The organism is Stenotrophomonas sp. 80084_Sma (assembly GCF_056481995.1).
The window spans coordinates 1,205,393-1,223,389 of record NZ_CM151177.1 but is presented as its reverse complement, the minus strand read 5'-3'; the positions used below and the strand labels follow the sequence as shown (position 1 = coordinate 1,223,389).

14 protein-coding genes and 2 pseudogenes are annotated in these 17,997 nt (G+C 59.5%); 6 read left to right on the top strand and 10 right to left on the bottom strand.

What is annotated here, in order from left to right; translation table 11 throughout:
* The first annotated feature begins 12 nt into the window (after positions 1-12).
* The 4 genes and pseudogenes from ACZK3W_RS05650 (at position 13) to ACZK3W_RS05635 (ending at position 5,715) form a co-directional block, all read left to right on the top strand.
* The gene (locus tag ACZK3W_RS05650; RefSeq protein WP_049443843.1) at positions 13-1,290 is read left to right on the top strand and encodes a TolC family protein; all 1,278 of its coding nucleotides are present in this window, start codon (positions 13-15) and stop codon (positions 1,288-1,290) included.
* 137 nt (positions 1,291-1,427) lie between these two features.
* Positions 1,428-2,234, top strand: a pseudogene (locus tag ACZK3W_RS05645) (efflux RND transporter periplasmic adaptor subunit); the annotation flags it as partial.
* Positions 2,235-2,242: 8 nt separating this feature from the next.
* The gene (locus tag ACZK3W_RS05640; protein WP_478450559.1) at positions 2,243-5,440 is read left to right on the top strand and encodes an efflux RND transporter permease subunit; all 3,198 of its coding nucleotides are present in this window, start codon (positions 2,243-2,245) and stop codon (positions 5,438-5,440) included.
* Positions 5,437-5,715 (top strand): hypothetical protein, encoded by a 279-nt coding sequence (locus ACZK3W_RS05635; protein ID WP_312368175.1) that lies wholly within the window; start codon positions 5,437-5,439, stop codon positions 5,713-5,715. Before ACZK3W_RS05640 ends, ACZK3W_RS05635 begins: the two co-directional genes overlap by 4 nt.
* 135 nt (positions 5,716-5,850) lie before the next feature.
* Here ACZK3W_RS05635 and ACZK3W_RS05630 read toward each other — a convergent pair whose 3' ends face one another.
* The 4 genes from ACZK3W_RS05630 to ACZK3W_RS05615 all read right to left on the bottom strand — a co-directional run bounded on the left by ACZK3W_RS05630 (position 5,851) and on the right by ACZK3W_RS05615 (position 9,205).
* Entirely contained in the window at positions 5,851-6,948 is a 1,098-nt protein-coding gene (locus tag ACZK3W_RS05630) for a UvrD-helicase domain-containing protein (protein WP_312368174.1), read from the bottom strand.
* Positions 6,926-7,399 carry an ATP-dependent endonuclease gene (locus tag ACZK3W_RS05625; protein WP_478450558.1) on the bottom strand — a complete coding sequence of 158 codons (474 nt, stop codon included), beginning with the start codon at positions 7,397-7,399 and terminating at the stop codon, positions 6,926-6,928. Before ACZK3W_RS05625 ends, ACZK3W_RS05630 begins: the two co-directional genes overlap by 23 nt.
* A 4-nt stretch (positions 7,400-7,403) precedes the next feature.
* Positions 7,404-8,507: an ATP-dependent nuclease gene (locus ACZK3W_RS05620; protein ID WP_478450557.1), complete on the bottom strand. Its 1,104-nt coding sequence runs from the start codon at positions 8,505-8,507 to the stop codon at positions 7,404-7,406.
* 245 nt (positions 8,508-8,752) lie between these two features.
* Complete coding sequence (locus ACZK3W_RS05615; RefSeq protein WP_065427963.1) at positions 8,753-9,205, bottom strand: antitoxin Xre/MbcA/ParS toxin-binding domain-containing protein; 453 nt, start codon at positions 9,203-9,205, stop codon at positions 8,753-8,755.
* A gap of 362 nt (positions 9,206-9,567) precedes the next feature.
* Between ACZK3W_RS05615 and ACZK3W_RS05610 the strand changes: the two genes are divergently transcribed.
* On the top strand, positions 9,568-10,569 hold the full coding sequence (locus tag ACZK3W_RS05610; RefSeq protein WP_478450556.1) for a DUF6602 domain-containing protein: 1,002 nt from the start codon (positions 9,568-9,570) through the stop codon (positions 10,567-10,569).
* Positions 10,570-10,624: 55 nt separating this feature from the next.
* Here ACZK3W_RS05610 and ACZK3W_RS05605 read toward each other — a convergent pair whose 3' ends face one another.
* From ACZK3W_RS05605 to ACZK3W_RS05580, 6 genes and pseudogenes are all read right to left on the bottom strand, one after another.
* Complete coding sequence (locus ACZK3W_RS05605; RefSeq protein WP_312368173.1) at positions 10,625-11,077, bottom strand: hypothetical protein; 453 nt, start codon at positions 11,075-11,077, stop codon at positions 10,625-10,627.
* Between the two features lie 6 nt (positions 11,078-11,083).
* A complete protein-coding gene (locus ACZK3W_RS05600; RefSeq protein ID WP_049397655.1) occupies positions 11,084-12,940 on the bottom strand; it encodes a hypothetical protein in 1,857 nt (618 codons plus the stop codon).
* A pseudogene (locus ACZK3W_RS05595) lies at positions 12,933-14,021 on the bottom strand (site-specific integrase); the annotation flags it as partial. The pseudogene ACZK3W_RS05595 and the gene ACZK3W_RS05600, both read right to left, overlap by 8 nt.
* A 49-nt stretch (positions 14,022-14,070) precedes the next feature.
* Positions 14,071-14,514: a hypothetical protein gene (locus ACZK3W_RS05590; protein WP_478450555.1), complete on the bottom strand. Its 444-nt coding sequence runs from the start codon at positions 14,512-14,514 to the stop codon at positions 14,071-14,073.
* Complete coding sequence (locus tag ACZK3W_RS05585) at positions 14,501-15,826, bottom strand: site-specific integrase (RefSeq protein WP_223276829.1); 1,326 nt, start codon at positions 15,824-15,826, stop codon at positions 14,501-14,503. The genes ACZK3W_RS05590 and ACZK3W_RS05585 overlap by 14 nt, the downstream gene beginning before the upstream one ends.
* 323 nt (positions 15,827-16,149) lie before the next feature.
* Positions 16,150-17,109, bottom strand: a complete 960-nt coding sequence (locus tag ACZK3W_RS05580) for an NIF family HAD-type phosphatase (protein WP_235434868.1) — start codon at positions 17,107-17,109, stop codon at positions 16,150-16,152.
* Positions 17,110-17,397: 288 nt separating this feature from the next.
* On the opposite strand from ACZK3W_RS05580, the gene ACZK3W_RS05575 reads away from it, so the two are divergent.
* Positions 17,398-17,973: a phosphatase domain-containing protein gene (locus ACZK3W_RS05575; RefSeq protein WP_312368176.1), complete on the top strand. Its 576-nt coding sequence runs from the start codon at positions 17,398-17,400 to the stop codon at positions 17,971-17,973.
* Positions 17,974-17,997 lie beyond the last annotated feature (24 nt).

The window sequence follows — 17,997 nt, the reverse complement described above, 5'->3', positions numbered from 1 at the left end:
CGGAGTACTTCCATGTCTATGCGATGGGCGGCCTTGGCCGCGTTGCTGTTAACGGGTACAGCAGCGATGCCTGCTGCGGCGGCCGAATTGATGACCTTGGACGATGCCTTCGCACGCGTAGCCCAAACCCACCCCGAACTGCGTCTGGTCGATGCGCGAGCCACTGTCCTCGCTGCCGAGCGAGATAAGGCGGTACAGCGCCCACCGTGGACGCTCGGTGCCGAGGTCGAAAACGCGCTGGGCACCGGCGCGGCCGGTGGCTTGGACAGCGCCGAGTTGACCTTGAGCCTGAGTTCGGTGCTGGAGCGCGGCGGCAAGCTCGACGCCCGCCGTACCTTGGCACAAAGCCGGATTGATGCGTTGGCCGTGCAGCGCGAGACCGGGCGCCTGGACTTGCTAGCCGAGACGGCGCAGCGCTACTTGGCTGTCGTTGGTGCCGACCGGCAACGCAACCTAGCGGACATCGATGTTAGCCAGCGCCAGCGAACTGTGGCCGTCGCCAGGCAGCGCCTGCAGGCCGGCGCTTCACCCGAGTCGGTGCTGCTCACCGCGGAGGCAGCGCTTGCGCGGGCCGAGCTGACGCGTGATCGGGCCGAGCAACAGCGACTCGCTGCTCGTCAGCATCTGGCTGCTTTGTGGGGCGAACGTACTCCCACCTTCGAAGTGGTCCCGGCCGATCCGATGGCCCTGCCGGCGATCGCCTCCATGCAGACGCTGGCCGATGAGTTGGAACGGACTCCGGAATTGGCGCAGTTTGCCGACGCCCGCCGGATCGCGCAGGCACGACTGCAGCTGGCGCGTTCAGCGGTCTCACCGGACCTGTCCTGGCAGCTCGGAGTGCGCCGACTACAGGAGACCGATGACACCGCGCTGGTCGCCAGCTTATCCATGCCGCTGGGCAGCCGCAGCCGCGCACAGCCAGAGATTCGAGCCGGCGAAGCCGAGCTGCAGGTCCTGACGATCGAGCGCGAGGCCAAGGGCCTGTCGCTGTACTCCACGCTGGTCGAAGCCCATGGCCGCTACACCGTGGCACAGGCCGAGGTGGCGCGCCTGCACGACGACGTGTTGCCGAAGCTGGCTCGAGCCGAGCAGGCCGCTGAGCGTGCCTATCGTGCTGGGGCGATCAGTTACCTGGAATGGGCACAGTTGCAGTCCGAACGCACCGCCATGGCCCAGCAACAGCTGGACGTCGCCTTGGATGCGCAGCGCGCCCTGATCGAAATTCAACGACTGACCGGCCAGGCGCTTGTCGCGCCGCCGGCTGCCGCTTCCACTGGAGAGACCCCATGAACCGCTTTTCCTGGACTGCACTGGGCATGGCCCTGATGCTGGCGGCCTGCAACGCGTCGACCCCCAACGAAGCATCCGAAGGAGGCCAAGCCGCTGAGGGCGAAGAGCACGGCGAGCACGAGGAAGCGCCGCTGGAAACCGAGATCGCGGCCAAAGCTGCGCAGGCGGCGGGAATCCAAGTCGCGCCGGCTGGACCCGGTGAGATTGCCGATGAGCATGAGGTGCAAGGGCTGTTGACCCCAATCGATGGGCGCATCGCGCAGGTCACTGCACGCTTCCCCGGACCGGTCCGTTCCGTGCGAGTGGGCGTGGGTGACCAGGTACGCACCGGCCAGGTGCTCGCGACAGTGGAGAGCAACCTCAGCCTGACCACCTACACCGTTACCGCGCCGATCAATGGCGTGGTCATGGCGCGTACGGCCGCCGTGGGCATGTCGGCGCCTGAGGGCGCCCCGCTGTTCGAGGTAGCCGACCTGTCCACGCTGTGGGTGGACCTGCACATCTTCGGCGCCGACGCCCAGCACATCGGTGCCGGCGTGCCAGTGACGGTCACCCGCTTGAGCGATGGCGTCACGGCGCAGACCACATTGGAGCGCGTCCTGCCCGGCACCGCTACTGCCAGCCAAAGCACTATTGCCCGCGCCACCGTGGCTAACACCGATGGGCTGTGGCGGCCGGGTTCAGCGGTCAAGGCGCGGGTCACCGTGGATCGCCAATCGGCGTCGCTGGTGGTTCCGATCACCGCCCTGCAGACCGCACAGGACCAGGACGTTGTCTACGTGCAGCAGGGCGAGACGTACCACACCCGGCCGATCAAGCTGGGGCGCCGTGACGCCGAACGCGCCGAAGTGCTGGAAGGGCTCAAGGCGGGTGAACGAGTGGTGGTGGCCCAAAGCTTTCTGATCAAGGCCGACATCGAAAAATCCACTGTGGAAGAGGAATGAGGCCCGCCATGCTCGAACGCCTCATTGGTCTGTCCATCCGCCACCGCTGGCTGACGCTGGTGCTCACCGCTGCGCTAGTCGCGCTGGGCGTGTGGAGCTACCGTCACCTGTCCATTGACGCCACGCCCGACATCACCAACGTCCAGGTCCAGATCAACACCCAGGCCCCGGGTTACTCGCCGCTGGAGGCCGAGCAGCGAGTGACCTTCGCCATTGAAACGGCCATGGCCGGGCTACCAAAGCTGGACTACAGCCGCTCGCTGTCGCGCTACGGACTCTCCCAGGTCACTGTCGTCTTCAAAGACGGCACCGACCTGTACTTTGCCCGCCAGCAGGTCGCCGAAAGGCTACAGCAGATCGCATCTCAGCTGCCCGAAGGGTTGGACCCAGAGATGGGTCCCATCTCTACCGGCCTGGGCGAGATCTTCATGTACACCGTGGAGGCTGAGCCCAACGCCCGCAAGCCCGACGGCACCCCGTATACCGCCACGGATCTGCGCACCCTGCAGGACTGGGTGATCCGGCCGCAGCTGCGTACCACGCCTGGCGTCACCGAGGTCAACACTATCGGCGGCTTTGAGCGGCAGATCCACATCACTCCGGATCCAGCTCAGTTGGTAGCACTCGGCTTTACGTTGAACGACGTGGTCGCAGCGGTAGTGCGCAACAACCAGAACATCGGTGCCGGCTACATCGAGCGCAACGGCCAGCAATTTCTGGTGCGCGTGCCCGGCCAGCTGGCCAATCTGGACGCGATTGGGAACATCGTGCTGGACCGGCGCGATGGCGTGCCCATTCGCGTCCGCGACGTCGCTAGCGTAGGCGAAGGCAAGGAACTGCGCACGGGTGCGGCGACCCAGAATGGCCATGAGGTCGTGGTCGGTACCGCCTTCATGCTGTTCGGCGCAAACAGCCGGGAAGTCTCCCAGGCAGCCTCGGCCAAGCTGGACGCCGCCAACGCCAGCTTGCCCGCTGGCGTGCATGCAAAGGCCGTCTATGACCGCACCGCGCTGGTGGATCGCACCATTGGCACGGTGTCCAAGAACCTGATCGAAGGCGCGCTGCTGGTGGTGGTGGTGCTGTTCCTGCTGCTGGGCAATGTGCGCGCTTCGTTGATCACCGCGGCAGTGATCCCGTTGGCAATGCTGTTCACCATTATCGGCATGGTGCGTGGCGGCGTGTCGGGTAACCTGATGAGCTTGGGCGCCCTGGACTTTGGCCTGATCGTGGATGGGGCGGTGATCATCATCGAGAACTGTCTGCGCCGGTTTGGGGAGGCGCAACACGCACTGGACCGCCAGCTCAACGACGAAGAGCGCTTTGATCTGACCGCCTCGGCCACGGCTGAGGTGATTCGCCCCAGTCTGTTTGGTCTAGGCATCATCGCGGCGGTCTACCTGCCGATCTTCGCGCTGTCCGGGGTGGAAGGAAAAATGTTCCACCCGATGGCGATCACGGTGGTCTTGGCCCTGACCGGTGCGATGGTGCTGTCGCTGACCTTCGTACCGGCGGCAATTGCCACCTTCCTGCGCGGCCGTGTGGCCGAGCACGACAACCGCTTGATGCGCTGGTCACGTGCCCGCTACACGCCGCTGCTGGAGTGGGCGCTGCGGCGGCGTGGCGTAGTGCTGACAGGCGCGGCCGTGCTGGTGGTGGGGTGTGGCGTGCTGGCCACCCGCTTGGGCTCGGAGTTCGTGCCGAGCTTGGATGAAGGCGACATCACCTTGCAGCCCATGCGTATCCCCGGCACCAGTCTGGAGCAGTCGGTGGCCATGCAGGAAACGCTGGAGAAGCGCTTGGCCCAGTTCCCGGAGGTGGCCAACATCTTCTCCAAGATCGGCACCGCCGAAGTGGCCACCGACCCGATGCCCCCCTCCATGGCCGATACCTTTCTGATGCTCAAGCCCCGCGACCAATGGCCCGACCCGCGCAAACCCAAGGCCGAGCTGGTGGAAGAGCTGGAGGCGGCGGCCAAGGAGATCCCGGGTAGCAACTACGAGTTCACTCAGCCCATCCAGATGCGCACCAACGAATTGATCTCCGGCGTTCGCTCGGACGTTGCGGTCAAGGTCTACGGCGACAATCTTGACCAGCTGACCCGCCTGGCCAGCCGGGTCGAGCGCGTCCTGCGCGGGGTCCCCGGCGCCGAAGACGTCAAGGCCGAGCAGGTTACTGGCCTACCACTGCTCACCATCACGCCAGATCCAGCGGCATTGGCGCGGTATGGATTGAATCCGGGTGACGTGCAGGACACGGTGGCAACCGCCATCGGCGGTAGCGTCGCTGGCCAGCTGATCGAGGGCGACCGCCGATTCGACCTGGTGGTGCGTTTGCCCGAATCGCTGCGGCAAGACCCGGCTGTGCTTGCGGACCTGCCCATTCCACTGCCGGAGAGCACCAGTATCGATGAGTCCAGCCGTGTAGCCGCTGGTGCCAACGGTGGGCCTCGCACTGTTCCACTACGAGAAGTGGCGAAGATACAGGTAGAGCGCGGGCCCAACCAGATCAATCGTGAGAACGGCAAGCGTCGAGTGGTGATCACCGCCAACGTGCGTGAGCGTGATCTTGGCGGATTCGTTGGTGATCTGCGTACCCGCATCGGCCAGGATGTACCTCTTCCAGAGGGGTACTGGATCGATTATGGCGGCACGTTCGAGCAGCTGATCTCGGCCAGCCAGCGCTTGGCGGTAGTTGTCCCGGTCACATTGGCGCTGATCTTCGCCCTGCTGTTCATGGCCTTCGGCTCGGCCAAGGATGCCGCCATCGTGTTCAGTGGCGTTCCCTTGGCATTGACTGGTGGCGTAATCGCCTTGGCTCTACGCGGAATTCCGCTGTCAATCTCTGCGGGCGTAGGCTTCATTGCGCTTTCGGGCGTGGCAGTACTCAATGGCTTGGTCATGATTGCCTTCATCCGCCGACTGCGTGAGCAAGGCGACGCCCTCGAAGATGCTGTCCGGGATGGCGCCCTGGGGCGACTACGACCGGTCTTGATGACTGCCCTGGTGGCTTCCCTTGGTTTCCTGCCGATGGCTTTGAACGTAGGCGCTGGTTCTGAAGTACAGCGGCCGCTGGCCACGGTCGTAATCGGCGGTATCGTGTCCTCGACCGCGCTGACGCTGTTGGTCCTGCCGGTGCTGTACCGCTGGCTACATCGCGACCGCGGCAGTCGTGGCGATGGCGCTATCCAAGATCCCTCAACCTCATGAACGAGATCAATTTGGAAGAGGTCCGGGCAGCGATGTTCACGGACCCGGACGTGAAAGCGGTAGACGGCCTGCGGCTCGTCCCAGGCCTGGCACCTGGACGCGCGATTGCGGCCACCATCACTGTCGCTGCCCCCTCGGTGGACCTTGACGTGGTCCACGCTGTGATCGCCCGGGTACTTTTCGATCAATTCGGCATCGAGCGGGCAGTGCTTTCCTTCAACGACCCTGGGCCAGTGCCGCCGCCACCCACGGCGGCGCCCTTGAAGAAATTGTGACCGCTGCAAAGCCCGTACAGATCGTTGCCACGAAGCTACCCTACGTTGCCAGCCGCTCCAGCACTGTACTCGTCACGTCGGTCAGCCATGCCCAGTCCGTGGGCCTACTGCGTGTCCGTGCAAACTGTTGCGGCGCTAAGTCGTTTGAGCTTGAGGGGTATAGACTTGGTGGCCCAAAAGCGCGCACGTGCCGTTATACACAAACGCCACACTCTGCCTCGCCCGGGTGAAGGCGACGTAATACTTGGGTGGCGCCGTTATGCGGGACGCGTCGGCAGTGCGCAGGTACTGCGTCAAAGGCCCATTAGGGAAGATGAGCACACGGCTATAGGTGCGTCCCTTGGACTGACCGAAGTTCATTGCTGGTAGGTCATCGCAAGCCTGCCGTCGGTCATGCCGCAGCACGGCTGGGGCAAACTCCTGCATGTACGCAGTGACATGCTCGGGCGCGACCAGGTATATGCCATCGTGACCGGTCAACTGATCATTGCCTGATTGGGTCCGGGGCATCTGTGGATAGAGCGCGTCGGCCAGATCACACAAGGCCTGCACGCATCGTAAACTCGTGAGGCGGTGATCGATCTGGCACAGGCCGTGCGACTCCCAAAGCTGGAATAACGTCGCCAAGTTCGGTCCGCGGAACTGGCTGTACCGAGGCGCGTAGTTGGTGGCGTAGGTCGCTTGGCGCGTGTCGCCCACTAGCGTAACGCCGATGGGGCTCTTCAACAGGCGCTCAATCAGATCTAGGTCGTAGCCAGCCAAGTCCTGCACTTCATCGACGTACACTTCGTCGTACATGTCCGCCAAGCGCGAGATGACCTGACCATGAGTTAGCTCATCGCAACGAACGGCGAAATCCGAGGCCCGATCCGAGTACATCCTGTCGCCTGCCAGATAGTGGCGGGAAATCTGCGAGCGGGGTGCCCGGTTGTTAGTCCGTCCTTCAACGAACTGAATCGATTCAACCCGTGGCTCGCGACACAGTGCCGCCTGATAAGGTCGAATACACTCGCGTAGCAGAAATCCGTACCAGCTATACAAGGTAACATTCGCGGGCACCGCGCCGGCATGGGCCTCGAATGAGCGTCGAATTTCTTCGAGATTCTCCAAGGTATAGGTGAGCATAGCGATGCGGCGCTGTGGTCGCTCCAAGGCCTGGCGGACCAGCAAGGTGGTCTTGCCAGAGCCGGCTGCCGATAGCAGTACCCGGTTAGGCGATAGCACGCTGGACATAGTCCGGGAACCTGATTGAATGAGGGCTGTTGAAAATGGCTAGAGCCGTATCGGTCTTGTGACCTTTCATGTACTTGAGCAAAGCCACCTCGTCGGCGAATGACTGGGCCAGCACGGTGTTCAGCTCGTCCAGTGAGTTGGCTTTAATAAGTTGTTCTTCCAACGATGGGGCGGTCTCGTCAGAATCGTAGTAGATGGCATTGGGGAAGTCGGCATATCGCTCTTGCACTAGCGCGATATCACCATCGTTGTCGGTGACGACTTTGGCCTGAATACGCAGGCGCTCCGCAATCTGCAAGAAGCGCTTAAACGCCAGTGATTTGACCGAGATGATGTCCACGCCACGGGCCAATGGTGCTACACCGTGGTGATCCAGGTAGGCACGTTGCACGATCAGCTCGTCGGACGGGCCCTCCACCAGAATTACCCGCTTGGCCAGAATCAGTCGCAACCTGTCATGTGCCAGGAAGCTTCATGAAGTAATCGTGCGTATCATGCGGCAACTGATCCAGTTTCATCTGGCCTTGGGCGCTGAACAGGATCACATTGTCCACGCCCAACTTGTTCAGAACGAAGCTGCTGTGGGTTGCGATGACCACTTGCTGCGCTGTAGAGAGCGCTGAAATCTTGTCAATCAGCTGGCTCATGCCAGAGAAGGAGAGGTGGTTCTCCGGCTCTTCGATCAGCAGTACATGCGCCGAGCCTGCAGCATGCATAGCCAGCTTCATCTTTACTGCGCTTTGCTCACCCTTGCCAGCTTGGGTGAAAGGAAGCTCATCCAGGTACGGTGACAAGCTGGTTTCCCACGTTGAGCGCGGTGAAGAGTCCACGCCCACCGTCAATGCTTTGTGACTGATGTCCCCCGTGTGCTCAGTGAGATAAGCATTAATGGCGGCAACGTCGCCCTCTTCCGCGAAGCTTTGCCGCATGCGGCGAAAACTCAGAGATAGCGACACGCGCTGCGCTGGGGTAAGCGCCTGTTCGATGATGCTGGCGATATAGCGATCGGCTCCGGACAGTGTCTTGATACCGTGGGTGTCGATGATAGTTGAATCGAACGGGATGGTACGAGCGGTGACACCGTTGTTGGCAAAGGAGTACCAGCGCACCGTGTAGTATTCCACTGGGAGGCTGGTCGCGCCCTGGTGTTGCTGCAGGTAGGCGTTGAATTCCTCGCGATAGTCATCGCTGAGCTCGACCAGCAATCGGACGCCTGCACCGTCTAGACCTAATGAGTTGTTGGTGCCGCGCAAAGACGCCAGCGCGGGATCGTTCCCCAAATAGGCTTCAATGGAGATCCTGGGCGGTGACGCAGGCGTTCCCGCGCGCAGAGCCGCTAAGTACTCCCTCACCGTTGGCTGGTGGAAAAGATAGGGTGTGAGCTCGTAGGTGAGGTTGCGACCATACAGCTGCCCAGTTATCACTGCGTGGATCGCTTCCAGCAAGGTGGACTTTCCCACCTCGTTGTCACCAACCACAAGGTTCATGTGCGCATTGAGCTGCAGATTGAGGTGGCGAAAAGACTTGAAGTTCTCGATAACAATACGTTCGATCGGCATGCTCCATCCCCCGGTGGACTATCCTGTCTCTACAGAACTTTACGCGGCTCGTAAGAACGATGCCAACTGGACTGGATTTGGAAAGAATTTGTTCTGGACAGGCCTGGCGGGCACAGAAGGTAAGCCATCAAAGACTGCTAAATGAACAGGATCCATCGTCTTCGCTCGTCTCACGTATCGGCTATGCGGTTTGGTGGTTGTGACGAGGTGGTGGTTATAGTCCCGACTTTCTTAGTGGTGCTCGGTCACAGACTGCTGGACGTCGTCGGAGCTGTCAGGGAGGCGGCGATTCCCTGGGCCTCTAGATAGTCACGAACAGTGGCAAGGTCGTTGAGTTGACCAGAGCACATGAAGGCCAAGGCCGGGGTCCCCTTGAACGGTGCTGCGCTGTTGGGGCGTCGTAGCCAGCTGTCAGCTTGCTGCTGATCAGGGAAGAGGATGTGCAGTGCCCGGTATATGCCGAGCGCATAGCTGATTCGCTCGAGTGTTTCTGGCCAAAGGCCGTCAGTCACTCCCGCCTCTAGCTGTGCACAAGCAACGTCGATGGGCCTACCCAGGATTGCCGACTGCTCATGAGCGCTTAGTTTCCAAACTTCTGCCATCTTGGTAAACGCGCGCAGAGCAGGTCCTTCCAGGCTGGTGGCGTCACTGGCGATTGGGTAGATCATCCCTCTGGCCTGGGGGAGCAGATGAGTCATGCTACTCCCGTTTCACTCATCGCACCCTTCCGCGATGCGCCGATTGACTAAATGGTTGGCCTACATAGGCGGGCGATGCTCATGTCATCTCGACCGTTCGGTGCGAGGGAGGCCCAACAGCCCCGCCTCGGCCGACGGTCTGGCAGCCGACTGCCTGCCGGCCGCACGTCTGCATTCTATTTCAACGACACGTGGTGGCTGGTAGTGAACAACGTGGTGTGACCCCTTCAGGACCTATAAACACTGAAGGGGACAACAGTGACTACTGGGCCTCTATGCCCTGCCGCAATAGGCCTTATAGGGAAGGCGCCGGCGATGGATTTCACGGCATCATTGGGCTTGGAAGAGGAAATCCATCACAAATGATCCGAGCAGCTCCGCACCGCGACGATGGGCATTATCGGGAAGCGAGTCTGCGAGAGTTCCTCAAGCAGCATCTCCCATCACGCTTCCTGGTTACCAGCGGATTCGTGACCGATCATGATCGAGAGCAAGACAATCAGGTTGATCGATCCTGGCGCCAGATCGACTGCCTCGCGCATGACAAGCAGGACTTTACCCCGCTGTTACGCGCCGATGAATTTTCGATCGTTAGGCCTGAATCCGTTGCTGCGATCATTGAGGTCAAGAGCTCTCTAGAAATAGTGAGGGAAACCGTCCGGATGAGTACCAGCCCATCGTTTCTCACCCCCAAGGGGCGACACTACCGCTGGGCGGGCAGCCTGGTCGAGGCCCTTGAGAACATCAAATCTGCGGTCGACGTGATGGAAGCTGCATCCATCCGCCGCAATACGTACTTTGCGGGAGTAATCGCCTATTCTGCGCGCCCCCTCCGAAAGCTGCCTGAAGCGATGAACTCCGGCGAACTGTTCAAGCAGCTTGGGATTGAGGAAATTGAACATTTGCCCGACTGCATCTGTGTTCTAGACGGCCCCGCCTGGTCCTTCTCATGCGTTGCCGGAACGGATCCGAACGTCCACGGCGATGTGACCACCGACCCTAACTCTTCCTACGCCATTGGATCTCCACGGGACGGCGAGGGAAGCGCACTTCAGATCTTTAGCGCCCATCTGCATCACGCGGTTGCGGTGAATCGGCTACAGCAGCCGCACATGGTCGGAGGGCCGCACTCCGCTGCAGGCTATAGCGCGCAGGAACAGCACTACAGGATCCCCGTCTCATCCAAGCGAATGTTAGGTTCTACGTACAGCAATGCGCACCACACCTCGAACAGATCGACCATGCTTAGCTTGGTCTTCTTGCGCGCGCCGCTCTTTCAGTGTCCGGATCCCTTCCAGCAAGACGCCGATAAGAGCCGGCAGCGGATTCTGATCGGTCCGAACCGAGGCTCTACTACTCAGTAGCGTGCATTGCGACCGGCGGAGCTGCCGTGACCTCTCAAAAGAAACCACTTCCAGGTCACTGCTCGCTATTCTCTCTCTTCTTCTTTTCAGCTTTCCGGCGACCAGAACGGTTCACCTCAGGCAACGGCTTGTCCAATGCAAGCAAGTCCATACGAACGTTGTTCGCGTAGGCGTTGTATTGCCATCGACGAAACTGATCAAGAAGCAGATTGTTGGTGTCCTCTAACCGTTCAACCTGCGCTTCCAAGTCAGTGATGCGGCGGATAGCGGCGTCCAACGTGAAATCTCTCGGAAGCGCATCTCTCGCCTCACGCAAATCCTTTTGACGCTGCTGAAACCGCTCCTTGACGGCAGGATAAAGGTACATCGTGTGCTTCGAGATCGAAGGCACGTCCAGCACCTTTGCGGCGCGCTCGCAGAATAGAGGCCAAGTGAGCTTGCCGTCCCAGCGATCCAGCTCACGCATTATCTTTGGCAGCGTTGCCTTGGTGATGATCTTCTTTGGCATGGCGGGTCAGGTAAGAGCCAAGGCAATCATTTTCGGACCAAGCGCATCCATGGAGGGCACTTCGACAACGCCAAGATCCATGAGAGCACGGCGAACCGGAGAAGGATCGTGCCCATCCGGAATCCTGAGGACCGCTCCCTCCAGAACATTGGGATGCTCCAATGCCATCCTCATTGCCTTGACGTGCGCGAGCTTCCACTTGTGATTGTCCACCCAGCGGTCGGCACCAAAGTCGCCATCCTCATGAGCTTTCATGGCCTGCTGGAGCAGTTTTTCCGTCTGCGCCTCCAAGAGGCGAATCCGGTCTAGCGCAACGTGATCACCCTTGATGCAAGCATGCTCCTTGCAGGTCATGCATTCGCGCTGTTTCTGGCACGGTGCCATGGCGTAGTCGTGCACGCACATGCCATAGAGCGTGGCTTTGGCCGTTCCCAGCCGATCAGTCCCAAGTTCCTGATACGTCACCGGTTGACGCTGCTTGATGCGTTCGAGCAATGGGGCAGGCTGCATCGGAAGCAGCCCACGGGCAGCCTCTAGGCGTTCCTCCGGCGAGCGATGGTCGTAATGACGGTTGTCGGAAACCTTTGCGCGACCGGCCCAGCGCGCCAGGCTGTAATCGTCCATGCCCGCCCGTTCTGACATCGTGCTGAGCCAATGACGGAGCTGGTGCGATGTCAACGTGATGCGCGTGCCATCCAAATTCCGCAGGCCCATACGGTCAAAAAGAGATTCGCCGTGGCCGCTGCCAGCGCCCAAGCGCTTATTCACCTCGTTAGCGCTTGGAATCCGCCATGAGTCTGGCCTAATTTCCTTCTCGCGACTGAATTCATTCTCTCGATGCAGGCACAGAGCACTCCAGGTCGTCAGCACCCTCTTCTCATCAAGGAAGGGCCAGTAGAAGCCGCCAAATTCTTTGATGAGATTGGACGTGCCGACATCTTCAGACGAAGACGTGGAGCCTTCGAACGCCGCCCTGACTAACTCACGTGCAGGAGCACCGATTTCGATCAGGCGCCGGACGGCCTCTTTCACGACGTCATGCATGACAGGCACGACCCACTTCTTCGTCGCTCCTTTGCCCTTGGCCGCATTCCAACGCAGGAACATCTGAAGATTACCGTCGTCATCTTCCTCCCACTGGATGCAGTCAATAGGAAGCTTCAGCACTTCGGAGACGCGGCCTGGCGCGGCCATAAGCAGGATGAAGATTGATGAGTAAAACTGACTCTCCCGATCGTCGGCCTGGGCAAACACGTCAGCAACTGCGAGCATTGCCTCATTGGTGGGAAGCTTTTTCATGCGATGGGCCTGTCCCGCTTCGCCGAGATCCTCGGTCAGGATCACCGGCTTCTTGAAAGGAGACTTCCAAGCCGGCAACGACGGGACAAGGCTGTTCTCACGTAAGAAGTCGAATACAGCTTGAAGTTGGAGCCCGGTCTTGTGGTGCACGTCCTCGCTGGAGTAGAACTCCTTGCACTTGTTGGCGCAAACGTCCATTACCGCACCACTCAGGAGTCCGACATCTCCTCGGCCGCAAGCCGCCAGCAATCCTGCCTCCACGCAGCGAAGTGCTTGGAGCATCATTGCCAAGCTCTTGACTGGCCTGTGGCTATATCTGTATCGAATGTATGCCTTTGCGAACTGCATGAATGGTTCGACGAAGGGCGTGAAAGAGTATGAGTTCAGAGGTGCTGTTTTCGTTGCGAAGACGACTATGGTCTCGTTTTGCTGCCACTTGTCGCGATCCCAAGCGCCACCATTCGCGAAGGCAGTCAGACCCTCTTTTGCCAAGCGTATGAAGTCGGCAAGGTTTCCGCTGGCTTCGCGCTCAGCGCGGGGAACGAACTGGACGACATCACCCATGGGTGCCCGCCTCCAACAGATTCGCGTCGAGCATCTGAGCCCTCGCATCCTTGCACATCGAAACACAGTGCTCGACAGCAAGGATCAGTTGGTCATTAGCATTAACAATGACGTTGGAACAGCCTGCCTCCCGGGTGCGCTCCTTCTCGGCATATAGGTCCACCAGCACCTCTTCATGCGGCCCGTCGACCCACGGCTGGAAGTGAAAGCATGTGTAGCAGGCTCGGTAGCCGCTAGCGCAGAATCCATAGTTACCGCAGGTCCCCACCGCGTGTTGACGATCATTCGGCACACGGCTCCGCGGATCGTCACCGCGAACTGCCTTACGTTCAGAGTGGACAAGCTTGCCGAGGCAGGCTTGCGCGAAGGGAGCGAGTCGAGCACCCACTAGCTCATTGATGACTACCGCCTCTTGAGCGGTGTTCTCCGTGTACACATGGACGTTCTGGGTGTCGGAATGATCCAGCAACTCGGCGATGATGACTGCACCGAATCCCTCTCGGCGAAGCTTCGTGCCTCGCGTGTGTCGGAATCGCAGTGCGGAAAAACGAATAAACTCACCAGTACGCTCCGAGTGCGCAGTCGACGCCTTCGCGCAACGCTGTAGAGCGGAATCGAGCGAGTCAATTTTTGAATGCAGTTGATCTGGCGCGCCACCCATCAGATAGTCGGTGAGCTCGTCTAAATTTCCAACATCCTCAAGCTTCTTGCGATTGAGAAAGATCGGCACCTCACCTACCAAGGCAGGATCAACCGCCCCCCCAATCGCCTCGAGAACTGCGGCGACGGACTGTCGATGCTGCTGCCGAAGCACCAGATATAGGTCTTCAAGGATGGCAAGAGACCGGTAGGCACCTCGAAAAGCGATGCCACGTTGCTTGGCTCGCGGAATGTTGAGCCTAAACATGGGCGCGCCTTCACCTGTTTCACGAACGAGATCCCGCCCCCTGAGAGCAGCGATCTGGACGGGACGGCGCGCGGTCATCGCCAAGGTGAGCAGATATGCGTAGTCCTCGAATGCAATGTCCTTTCGTGCTACCGCGAGGTTCGCCCAATCCAGGAGCGCAGCCATCTCGAGGTCGGTGTAGGGCCCATTCTCGGGGCAACCACTAGCAACGGCCGCCCCCTTTTCATTCCCCTTTTATTCGCCAGCTTTGGAGGAGATCAACGACTTCGCTAGTGACGCCGTCAAATCCGTAGTCATGCCAGGCAAGCAGAAAGCCCTTCAGGCCGCCTAACTGATATTGCTCGTCTGCCGCAAGGCTGGCGCGCCAGTTGATGAGGTCAACCACGGTCACCCGCGACGCTCCTGTATCCCGCAGGTATCGCTTGAAACGCGTCTCCATATTTCGCGCATGACGAGCGGATGCCTCTTCCGCATAGCGCAACAGCGTGGCGCGAAAGCCAGCCTCGGTTCTAGCTTCAACCACCCCCGGCAGCGCTAGTGAAATCTGCACGTCCTTGTTTAATTGCCAATGTTTATCCGAAGGCTTGAAGGGATAACCATCCTTAGACACTGTCTGAGCGGTCGACTTTCCCTCGACATCGACCTGCTTTGGATTAGCGCGAATCACCACCGCCCCCCTTGGAGTTATCGCTACGCTTGGGATGAGCGGCCTGCACCTGACGAGCAGCCTTGTCGCTGGCTTCACGAATGTGACGCCGGTTGTACGTCGCTCCCGATGCCTTGCTGCGATGACCGTTCAGGAAAGCACGAACATCCAGCTCCCTAGCCTCGCTGAACGGCAATGCCTCAGCATCTTCACCCGACCGGATCTTGGCGTTGTGCTTGTCAATGCTGACGGAAAGCTCGTAATTGAAATGGTGTCGAAAGGCGTGGGGATGGATCGCCTCAAAGGCGGGGTCCACCGCGCGCATCCGCGAAAAGATCTGGCTACTCAGAGCTGAGGTGGAGAGTGGCTTGCCCCATGTATCGCCCTTCCTGTGCGAGACAAGTAGATACGGATGCCTTCTGGCGGGGCCGATCCTGGAACGGACATTCAGCATGTAACGGTCGATCTGATTGGCGAGCGCCTCAGGTATCGGTAATGGCCGCTCCTTGGTCTTCGTTACCGGCTGATAGGGTCGCGGGTCATGCTTATCATCCTGATTGCGCCGAACCCAGACGTGCGGCTCATGGCCCAAGTCGAACTGGTCGAGTCGCAAGCTCAATAGCTCTCCTCGTCGCATTCCGGTGTGTCTTAGCAGCCCGAAGATGATGGCATTGCGGAGCTGGACTTCCGGATGCCGGAACGGATTGCGCGGATCACCCTCAGTGCCTATCGCCATGAATCGCTCGACCAACTCGGAGGGTGGCGAGCGCAGATCCAAATCGTCATCCCTCTGTTTTGCCAACCCGCGCGGTCGGTGCTTGCGAATGGTTCTGGCCATCCGCGCAATTTCTTGAGCGGTTCGAGACGAGTTCTGGTGCTGTGTAACGACCGAAGCCGTAAATTCCAGATAGTCGGCAAACGTGCTGATACGGTTGAAATGCTGTTGCCCACCAATGGTGGCCAGCACCTGATTTGAGGCAACTCGCGCCTCGAGAAAATCGATGACGACGCTTCGTTTCTTGTCACCTTCTCCAACTGAACTCAACTCCCGCATGTCGAGCTTGGCGAAATCTCGAAGCGACACTATGTCTGAAACTGTGAGAAGGCGCCCGCTGCGGAACTCGGTGATCAGGTCTCGGCCATTGGCCTGCTCCCAGCGCAGAAGTACAACGATGTCGGCAAGCTTGTTTCGGATCGTGTTGACGGCTGCCCCGGCATTCCGAAGCTGGGAAGTAGCGAACAGGGTCGGGTAGAACAAAGGCACGCCCTGCTCGTCGTGGAGCATTGGAACTCGTTCTCCTTCGCCAAGCACATGAACTGACAGCATGGCCATCACTCTTCTTCTACTGTTTTTGCATATGTACAACTGTATATGAAATTTTCGACTACGCAAGTCAGCGTAGAAAAAAGAAAAGCCCTGTAAAAACAGGGCCTTCCTCGAAGCTATATCACCACTATTGATCTAGTATTCGCTAGAACGGTTGTGCACACATGTTGTGCATACCTCATTACTAGGCATCTCTCTAAAACACTGCCTTTCTAGGAACTCATTCACCATGGATAGCACCATTTATTCTACCAAATGGAAAATTTGGGTGAGAAAGAGTGCCCACTGACCTCAATCCTATATTTTTCTCAACACTTCAGAGGGGGACGCTATGACTCTCCTTGCCCGAACTCGGTACGGGCCGCCCGCAGCACGCGAGCCGGTTCAGAGCTGAGGGCTTCGGCAGGTGGCATGCCGTTGAGCAGAGCGTGCGGTGAGAGAAACCACTCTGCCTCACGCCATCCGGTGCTGTGAAGTTGCCCGTACGGCTCGATCTCGAAATGACCGATTGCACGCAGTGCTGACAGGATTTCTGCCAAATATTCAACGGGCTCGCCGTTTTCACCAAACTGCCAGTCTGGGTAGCGATAGCAGGGCACAGGCTTCGTTACATAGACCCCAAGTAGCTGGCCGGCTCTTCGCAGCTGACCTGCTAGGCCGCTACCATTGGTCAACGACGGACCGAGCTGTGAACTGACTTCGGCGGCGCTATGCCACTGTGCGGCAAGTTCATCTCTCCTGACGGCGGCGTCGGACAGGATCTTCTGGGCCGATGAGCAGGCGTCGGAACGCCGTGGTGCGCCCGTTGCTTCTGCCTGTGGTTTTAGCTGTTCTTGGAGAGATGCTTCAGTGAAATTGCCCGTTGCGTGGATGCGATCAAGCAGGAGTCGAAGCGCGATCGCTAATCCCTCGTCCTCTGACGGGTAGGGAGACGCAAACAGAGGTATCTGAACCCACAGATGCTCCTGTCCTGGGTGTACATAGGGGCGATGATCATCAAGCAGCAAGGCCGCGCCTAATTTTGGTGTGGCTAGCCGTAGATCCTTCGTGCTGCCCGTCCAATGGATGTATTCAATGCTCGCGAACCACGGAGGCGCGCTTCCTTCACGAACCAACAGATCGGCAATGCTGCGAAAGCGCTCTTCCGGCACAGTCGTAAACATCATGAGCTGACTGAAGTGCGATCGGACGTCCTCCAAGAACCGACAGAGGCCGGGTCTTGGAATCTGGCTTATCGCATTGGAAATGAGTGTCCCTTCGAGGTCCAATGCCAGAATGCTCGGCTTCATGTGTTGTCTCTAGCGAGGAGCGTGTGTACACCTTGCTCCTGGACACTCTCGCTGTCCAACACGTGAGCCTACTGGTGCACATGCAGCGTGAGCCTACTGGTACGCATGCAGCGTGAGCCTACTGGTACTTGTTGCCTGCAACTGACAAAAGGATCACCTTTGCTGTGCTGCTCGGCAGGGCGGCACCACTTGGTCGGCTGGAATGTTTAGCTCAAGGATCGGCATAGGAGCCATGGGTGATCGCCGCTGCGCTGCGGCTCTCTTTGTTGCCGCGATGAGGGATCGACAATGTTCAGAACTAGTCACACACATCCTCTGCATATCGCCACGATCGCTGTCGGAGTCAGTGGCGGCGCAGTAGGTGTAACTTTCGCGCCAGGGAAGTTTCAGAAGGCCGCGATGACGGGGCCATGGAGCCGTGACATTGACGTGGACCTTTGCGCGATTCGCCAGTGGGGCGCTGGGTACCTGATCTCCCTGATTGAGCCATGGGAATTCGATGAGCTTAGGATTGCCGCGCTGCCAGAGCGGGCGATGGCGCAGGGAATCAAGTGGTACGGACTTCCAATCGTAGACGGCGCAGCGCCGAACAGTTCATTCTTGAAGGCATGGAGCGAGCTGGGCCCAGCGCTCAGTCATGAATTGTTGCTCGGAAGCCGCGCAGTTGTGCATTGTAAGGGGGGGCTAGGACGAGCTGGCACCGTAGCGTGCTTGTTGCTGTTAGAAACAGGCACGGCTGCCACTGGTGAGCAGGCCATGAGCATGGTTCGTCAGGTCAGGACGGGTGCGATCGAGACGCGTGAGCAGGAGGACTTCATACGCGCCTGGAGTCCAGGTCCGGGCAGCCAGACTGCAGGCAACTGACACCGTCGACCGGTCGGACTGAGG